A 7,379-nucleotide genomic window follows, 5' to 3' on the forward strand; every position below is an offset into this window, starting at 1 on the left:
AATAGATTAAATAGAGAACCGAGAGATTGATGAAAGGTGATTCCATGACGATTGAGCAGTTACTAGAGCGGGCAGCGAAGTATATGTCAGATGAGCACGTACAATTTATTACAAGAGCTTATGAGTATGCAGAACGAGAACACGAAGGACAGTTTCGAAAATCAGGAGAACCGTATATTCACCATCCCGTACAGGTCGCAGGGATTCTTGTTGACCTTCAGCTTGAACCTGCGACAATCGCCGGTGCATTCTTGCACGATGTTGTCGAAGATACAGAGACGAGCTTAGAGCAGTTGAATGAACATTTCGGCGAAGAGGTAACGATGCTCGTCGACGGTGTCACAAAGCTAAAGAAGATCAAATACAAATCCAAGCGTGAACAGCAAGCTGAGAATCACCGTAAAATGGTCGTTGCCATGGCACGGGATATACGGGTCATCCTCATTAAACTCGCCGACCGTCTGCACAACATGCGGACGTTGAAGCATTTGCCTGCAGAGAAGCAAAGACGTATTTCCAACGAAACTTTAGAAATTTTTGCTCCTCTTGCTCATCGTCTAGGGATTTCAACGATTAAGTGGGAACTTGAAGATATCGCGCTTCGATATTTAGATCCACAGCAATACTATCGGATTGTCAATCTCATGAAGCAAAAGCGTGCACAACGTGAGCAATACATTGATGAAGTGATGACCGATATTCGTGACAATGTGAAAGAATTAAATGTCGAGGCGGACATTTCCGGACGCCCGAAACATATTTATAGCATCTATCGCAAGATGACAATCCAAAAGAAACAGTTCAATGAGATTTACGATTTGTTAGCTGTACGAATTATCGTCAAAAGCATCAAAGATTGCTATGCGGTATTAGGGGTGATTCATACGCAATGGAAACCGATGCCAGGTCGGTTTAAAGACTACATTGCGATGCCGAAGGCGAACATGTATCAGTCACTTCATACGACGGTTATTGGCCCAAAAGGTGAGCCGTTAGAAGTGCAAATCCGATCAGAAGAAATGCACCGCATCGCTGAATACGGTGTGGCAGCACACTGGGCGTATAAAGAGGGTGCTGCAAGTACCGAGCATTCACTCGATAAGCTCGGGTGGTTTCGAGAGATTCTCGAATGGCAAAACGATGCAACGAACGCAGAAGAATTTATGGAATCGCTCAAAATTGATCTATTTTCCGATATGGTGTTTGTTTTCTCGCCAAAAGGTGATGTGATTGAATTACCGCGAGGCTCAGTGCCAATTGACTTTGCATACCGGATTCATACAGAAATTGGAAATCGAACGATCGGGGCGAAAGTAAACAGCAAGATGGTTCCTCTTGATTATGAATTGAAGACCGGAGATATTATTGAAATTCTCACGTCCAAGCATTCTTATGGTCCATCGCAAGACTGGCAAAAAATTACACAAAGCTCCCATGCAAAAAATAAAATTAAACAGTTCTTCAAAAAAGAGCGGCGAGATGAGAACGTGCAAAAAGGACGGGAAGCGATTGAACGCGAATTAAAATCCCAAGAATTTAGTCCAAAAGAAATTCTCATCGGGAGAATTTGCAAAAAGCAGCGGACAAGTTTAGTTTTGCGGGCGAAGAAGATATGTTTGCCGCGGTCGGCTATAATGGCATTAGCGCTAAACAAGTCGTTACACGTCTCACGGATAAGAAGCGTCAAGAAAATGAACAACAAGAAAAGAAGACCGTTACTGAGGCAGTTAAAGAAATTAGTACGCCAGTTCGCACGCGCAAATCCGGCGCAGGTGTGAGTGTAAAAGGGGTAGATAATCTACTCATTCGACTGTCCAAATGTTGCAATCCGGTTCCAGGTGATGAGATTTTAGGATTTATTACGAAAGGTCGAGGTGTATCCATTCACCGTTCAGATTGCCCTAATGTCGTTGGTTTGGAAGAAGACAACAGCCGACTCGTTCCGGTTGAATGGGACCGAGACGAAGAAAAGAAGAAAAGCTACAATGTGGATATTGAAGTGACTGGTTATGATCGTAGAGGTCTGCTCAATGAAGTGTTACACGTTGTTGCGGAATCAAGAACGAATATTCATGCGGTAAATGGACGGTCAGATAAGAATAAAATGGCGGTCATTGATATGACGATCGCGATCACGAACCTTGATCATCTCTACAAAGTCGTCGACAAGATAAAAAAGCTACCAGATATCTATTCCGTTCGTCGTGTGATGCATTAGGCAAAGGAGTTTTTCAAGATGAGAGTGCTTTTGCAAAGAAGCAAACAAGCAAGCGTGACGGTGGATGATAAGAGAATTGCCGAGATTGACTATGGGTATGTTCTTCTCGTTGGCGTCACTCATGAAGATACCGAAAGAGACGTGGAATGGTTGGCGGACAAGTGCGCCCATCTTCGTTTGTTTGAAGATGGGGACGGAAAAATGAATGACTCCATCTTAGACCGAGAAGGTAGCATTTTGTCCGTATCGCAATTCACGCTCTACGCAGACGCAAAGAAAGGTCGAAGACCAAGTTTTACTGGGGCGGCGAATCCGACCGAGGCGGATCGTTTATATGAATTATTCAATGAAAAACTCCGCGCCTATGGGCTAGATGTGCAAACCGGCAAGTTCGGGGCGATGATGGATGTCGCTCTCGTAAATGATGGTCCAGTTACGTTAATGCTTGAATCGCCAGAAAAAAAGTAACACATACAGTTGACAACGTGCAAAGAGATATTTATGATATAAAACATAATACATCCCGTTAACGGAGAAAAGTATCAAGCGGCACTATTCAAAAGAGAGGAAGCGGCAATAGCTGAAAGCCCTTCTGTTTATCCGTTTGAGAAAGACACTTCACAGGGCCTCATTCGAACCGTGTTCTACGCAGTAGGATGAGACGTAACACAGGCGTTAACTGTGATAAGCGGAAGTAATTGAATTGTACTTCAAGTTTGGGTGGCACCGCGGGTTATACTCGTCCCTCTGTTTTTACAGAGGGACGTTTTTGCGTTTTATGAGACCGGAAGGAGAATGATATTATGGATTATCGGATTCCAAGAGGAACACAAGACATTTTGCCAGGCGCGTCTTCGGATTGGCAAAAGATCGAAGCTATCGCTCGGTCGGTGAGCCGAGCTTACAATTACGAAGAAATTCGTACACCGATATTTGAGACAACTGAGGTATTTCAGCGCAGTGTCGGGGATAGCACAGATATTGTGCAAAAAGAAATGTATACGTTCCAAGACCGGGGAGGAAGACATCTGTCATTGCGCCCGGAAGGTACGGCTTCAGTCGTACGTTCATTTGTAGAAAATAAAATGTACGGCATTGTCCAGCAGCCGATCAAACTTTATTATACGGGTCCGATGTTTCGCTATGAACGACCAGAGTCCGGTAGAATGCGGCAATTCCACCAGTCGGTGTCGAAGTGCTCGGAAGTGATGACCCAGCCATTGATGCGGAAGTTATTTCTCTAGCTATGGACTTTTATAAAGCGTGCGGTCTAGACAAGTTGAAGCTCGTCATAAACAGCTTAGGAGATAAAGAAAGTCGAGGCGATCACCGCAGCGCACTTGTGGATCACTTTTCAGCGCGAATCGACGAATTTTGCTCAGACTGTAGGTCCCGGCTCGAGAGCAATCCGATGCGAATTCTCGATTGCAAAGTCGATCGTGAGCACGAACTCGTGCAAACCGCACCGTCCATACAAGATTATTTGAATGAAACGTCTGTCGCCTATTTTGCAAAAGTGAAGCAGTTGTTAGATGCGATGAACATCCCGTACGTTATTGATCCAAACCTCGTCCGTGGCCTTGATTATTATACGAACACCGCATTTGAGATCATGCTTGATGAACCTGAGTTTGGTGCCATTACGACGCTTACAGGCGGAGGGCGCTACGAAGGCTTAGTGGAAGAGTTCGGCGGACCGAAAGTGTCGGGGATCGGTTTTGGTTTAAGTATTGAGCGTGTTCTCATGGCTCTTGAAGCAAGAGGATTACTAGAAGAAAACAACCGTACATTGGATGTGTATGTGGTTGCGGTTGGAGAGAAAGCGAGTGACTATGCAGCCGTTATGCTTCGAGAATTAAGACAATCTGGCATTACCGCTGATAAAGATTATTTGCAAAGAAAGATGAAAGCTCAATTCAAAGCGGCTGATCGCAGTGGCGCTAAGCATGTCATTGTTATCGGTGAGAATGAACTTGAAACAGGAGCTGCGAACGTAAAGAATATGGAAACTGGGGATCAACAACAAGTTCCATTTGAAGCGCTCGTATCTGAACTGTCAAAGTAGACATAAAGGAGAGAAAAACATGGTAGGGATAGGAAGAACGCATTACAGTGGAGAAATAACTGAAGGCATGATCGGAGAAAGAGTGCAACTGAAAGGGTGGGCGAGAACGAGACGCGATCTCGGTCAAGTAATCTTTATTGATTTAAGAGACCGTAAAGGAATTGTACAAGTCGTTTTTAGTCCAGAAATTAATGCAGATGCACTCAAAATCGCTGAATCCATTCGTAATGAATATGTACTCGATGTAGAAGGGACGGTCGTTCTTCGAGAAGAAGAAACGATTAACGAGAAGATTCCAACGGGAAAAGTGGAAGTACATGTCGACCAAGTTCGTATTTTAAATGCATCAAAAGCACTTCCATTTGCGATTGAAGAAAATGTACAAGTATCTGAAGATGTACGTCTTTCTAAGCGTTACTTAGATTTAAGACGACCAGATATGCAACAGGTTTTTCGACTGCGTCATCAGATTACAAAAGAAATCAGACACTTTTTAGACAATCAAGAGTTTATGGAAGCCGAAACGCCGATGCTCACAAAGAGTACGCCAGAAGGCGCTAGAGATTATCTCGTACCAAGCCGCGTACATGAAGAAGAATTTTATGCGCTACCGCAATCCCCGCAGTTGTTTAAACAGCTCTTTATGATTGCAGGCTTTGAACGTTACTATCAGATTGTGCGTTGTTTCCGTGATGAAGATTTGCGAGCAGACCGTCAACCAGAATTTACGCAAATTGATATTGAAGCATCGTTTATGGATAGTGAAGACTTGTTCAAAATGACAGAAGAGATGATGTCGCACTTAATGGATGTTACGAAAGGTATCCAAATTCCAAAGCCGTTTCCGAGAATGACGTACGATGAAGCAATGAATCGTTACGGGTCAGACAAGCCAGATACACGTTTTGAGATGGAACTTGTCGAGCTTTCGGAGATTGTGCAATCAAGTGATTTTAAAGTATTCACTTCAGCCGTTGAGTCTGGAGGAAAAGTGAAGGCTTAAATGCAAAAGGCCAAGGAGATCAGATGTCACGTAAGGAGATTGATGATCTCGCGGACTTTGCAGCCATTTACGGAGCAAAAGGTCTTGCTTGGTTGAAAGTCGACGAATCTCTTGAATTAAAAGGTCCAATTGCGAAATTCTTATCTGTAGAAATTCAAGAGCAAATGAAAACAGCAATGCAAGCAGAAAGTGGAGATTTACTCATGTTTGCCGCTGATGAAGCGGGTATTGTTTATGATGTTCTAGGCGCTTTACGGATGAAATTTGGGAAGGAATTGAAGTTGATTGATGAATCCAAGTTCAATTTCTTATGGGTGACGGACTTTCCACTCGTAGAATATGACAAAGATGCTAAACGCCACGTCGCTTTACACCATCCGTTTACACGTCCTGTTGCCGAAGATATCGATAAGTTAGAGGAACGTCCAGAAGAAGTTACCGCACACGCTTATGACCTTGTATTAAATGGCTACGAGCTCGGTGGCGGTTCACAACGTATTCATGAGCCTGACTTACAAATGCAAATGTTTAAGACGTTAGGGTTTAAAGAGGCCGATGCGTTGGATGAATTTGGCTTCTTGATTGAGGCGCTAAGCAATGGTGCACCACCTCACGGTGGTATTGCGTTAGGCTTAGACCGATTGGTAATGCTTTTTGCCGGGGTAGACAACTTGCGTGAAGTGATTGCCTTTCCTAAGACTGCAAGTGCAAGTTGCTTGTTAACAGGAGCACCGAGCGAAGTCAGCGCTAACCAATGGAAAGAGTTGAACATTCGCCCGAGGTAACGTTTATTTCCTTTCGACAGTGCGAAAGCGATCTATGAAAGAAGTCGGGTCTTCCTTAATGTAAAACGTCCTTACTCCTTGCGAAGTATGGAGATACAAAAATCCAATTTCGCCTTGTTTGAATCGGTACGACATGTCGAAAACCGATTCAATGGTAAATGACTCGTTGTCGATTGTAATCTTTTCTTCGTATAGTACCATATCTGTATCGTAATGTTCCGTATGTTTCTCAATGGAACTGATCTTTTGTTCGATATGAGTGATAGGTATTCGGTGAAGTGCTTTTGACATATGATCCCTCCTTCTGCTAGTATACCCAACAGGTAGTCCAAGTGAAACCCTTGTGGACCAAGGGTTTCACAATTTCTTTAAGAATGATTAACAGCTTGCAGAGCGAAGGTTACGTGCTATAATTTTGCTACATAAGAAGTCCTGTGGTGTTCGTAGCACACTATACGTTTTGAGCCAACATTTTTAACTTGGGAGCCTGCCGTTTCAATAGGAAGTACACGCCTCGGAAGCTGAGGACTTTACGGAGTATTGAACAAGGCACCCACCTGTGAGAGCAGGCTTCAAAACTTGGTGTTTATATACGGCACAACGGGACGACATACATAACAAAAAAGAGTGAATGACCCGTCATGGTCATTCACTCTTTTTCGTTAATTTGTTTTGTTCTCCGCGGTCTGTGGCCCGCCGAAACGTGCACTAATTTGACCTTTAATCATTTTCTCGCGCAAAGATGCGTTTCGTTGCTTGTCCATGCGTTTAATTTCAAAAGTTTGCATACCATCTGCCATTTTTTCGGCAATCTCCATAAGGCGTTCAATGTCTAAAAAAGAATATTTGCGTGTTCCGCCTTTGCTTCGTTCCGGAAAAATAAGCTGACGCTCTTCGTAATAGCGAATTTGACGCTCACTCAGGCCGGTCAGTTCACAAACCACACCAATCGTGATGACTTTTTTCTTTTTATAGTTCATGATATCCCCGCCCATTCGTTGATGATACTCCTAATGATAGCAAAATTCACAATCATCGTGTAATAAATTTGTTAGATAATCTATCTGTGAATTTCCATTAAGAAAGGAAGTAAATCTAACAATTTAAGAAAGAAGGGCGCGTAACTAAACAAGTTGAACTAAAGAATTTCACTGTATCGGATGATCGAGATGGGGCTTTGCGGGTGAGTGCTTGCATATTGTCTGATGAAATTCATCTCGTTGCCGATCGTTGTTCGTCACTGTAAGGGTTGCGGGCAACACGAAAAACGTTTGCCGAAGGGTAAAAAGTCGTGACCGAGGCTCACGT

Annotated in this window: 4 protein-coding genes, 1 other RNA gene, 3 pseudogenes and 1 other annotated feature; of the genes and pseudogenes, 6 read left to right on the forward strand and 2 right to left on the reverse strand. The window is 43.5% G+C overall.

The annotated features are described in order from the left end of the window. Positions 1-83 precede the first annotated feature (83 nt). The 5 genes and pseudogenes from JCM19037_RS16470 to aspS form a co-directional block, all read left to right on the forward strand. Positions 84-1,664: pseudogene (locus tag JCM19037_RS16470) on the forward strand (bifunctional (p)ppGpp synthetase/guanosine-3',5'-bis(diphosphate) 3'-pyrophosphohydrolase); the annotation flags it as partial. After that, complete coding sequence (locus tag JCM19037_RS27560) at positions 1,568-2,218, forward strand: ACT domain-containing protein (RefSeq protein ID WP_304412695.1); 651 nt, start codon at positions 1,568-1,570, stop codon at positions 2,216-2,218. The pseudogene JCM19037_RS16470 and the gene JCM19037_RS27560, both read left to right, overlap by 97 nt. Before the next feature lie 18 nt (positions 2,219-2,236). Then, positions 2,237-2,686 (forward strand): D-aminoacyl-tRNA deacylase, encoded by a 450-nt coding sequence (gene dtd, locus JCM19037_RS16475; RefSeq protein ID WP_042403079.1) that lies wholly within the window; start codon positions 2,237-2,239, stop codon positions 2,684-2,686. 49 nt (positions 2,687-2,735) lie between these two features. Then, positions 2,736-2,968 (forward strand) — a binding site (T-box leader). 53 nt (positions 2,969-3,021) lie between these two features. Next, positions 3,022-4,283 (forward strand): annotated as a pseudogene (hisS, locus tag JCM19037_RS16480) (histidine--tRNA ligase). A gap of 19 nt (positions 4,284-4,302) precedes the next feature. Beyond that, positions 4,303-6,071: pseudogene (gene aspS / locus JCM19037_RS16485) on the forward strand (aspartate--tRNA ligase). 3 nt (positions 6,072-6,074) lie between these two features. Here aspS and JCM19037_RS16490 read toward each other — a convergent pair. Then, positions 6,075-6,362 (reverse strand): hypothetical protein, encoded by a 288-nt coding sequence (locus JCM19037_RS16490; protein WP_042403080.1) that lies wholly within the window; start codon positions 6,360-6,362, stop codon positions 6,075-6,077. A gap of 135 nt (positions 6,363-6,497) precedes the next feature. On the opposite strand from JCM19037_RS16490, the gene ssrS reads away from it, so the two are divergent. Further along, a non-coding RNA gene (gene ssrS / locus JCM19037_RS24545) (6S RNA) lies at positions 6,498-6,682 on the forward strand. A gap of 51 nt (positions 6,683-6,733) precedes the next feature. On the opposite strand, the gene JCM19037_RS16495 is transcribed toward ssrS, so the two are convergent. Next, complete coding sequence (locus tag JCM19037_RS16495; RefSeq protein WP_042403088.1) at positions 6,734-7,051, reverse strand: MerR family transcriptional regulator; 318 nt, start codon at positions 7,049-7,051, stop codon at positions 6,734-6,736. Positions 7,052-7,379 lie beyond the last annotated feature (328 nt).

The sequence above is a fragment of the Geomicrobium sp. JCM 19037 genome (assembly GCF_000698105.1).
In the GTDB taxonomy this organism is placed as follows: Bacteria; Bacillota; Bacilli; order Bacillales; family Marinococcaceae; genus Geomicrobium_A.

What these genes read in the sequence shown, in the direction of transcription:
- JCM19037_RS16490 (WP_042403080.1), bottom strand. Translation starts at nt 6,362, where the DNA reads ATGTCAAAAGCACTTCACCGAATACCTATCACTCATATCGAACAAAAG.
- JCM19037_RS16495 (WP_042403088.1), bottom strand. Translation starts at nt 7,051, where the DNA reads ATGAACTATAAAAAGAAAAAAGTCATCACGATTGGTGTGGTTTGTGAA.
- dtd (WP_042403079.1), top strand. Translation starts at nt 2,237, where the DNA reads ATGAGAGTGCTTTTGCAAAGAAGCAAACAAGCAAGCGTGACGGTGGAT.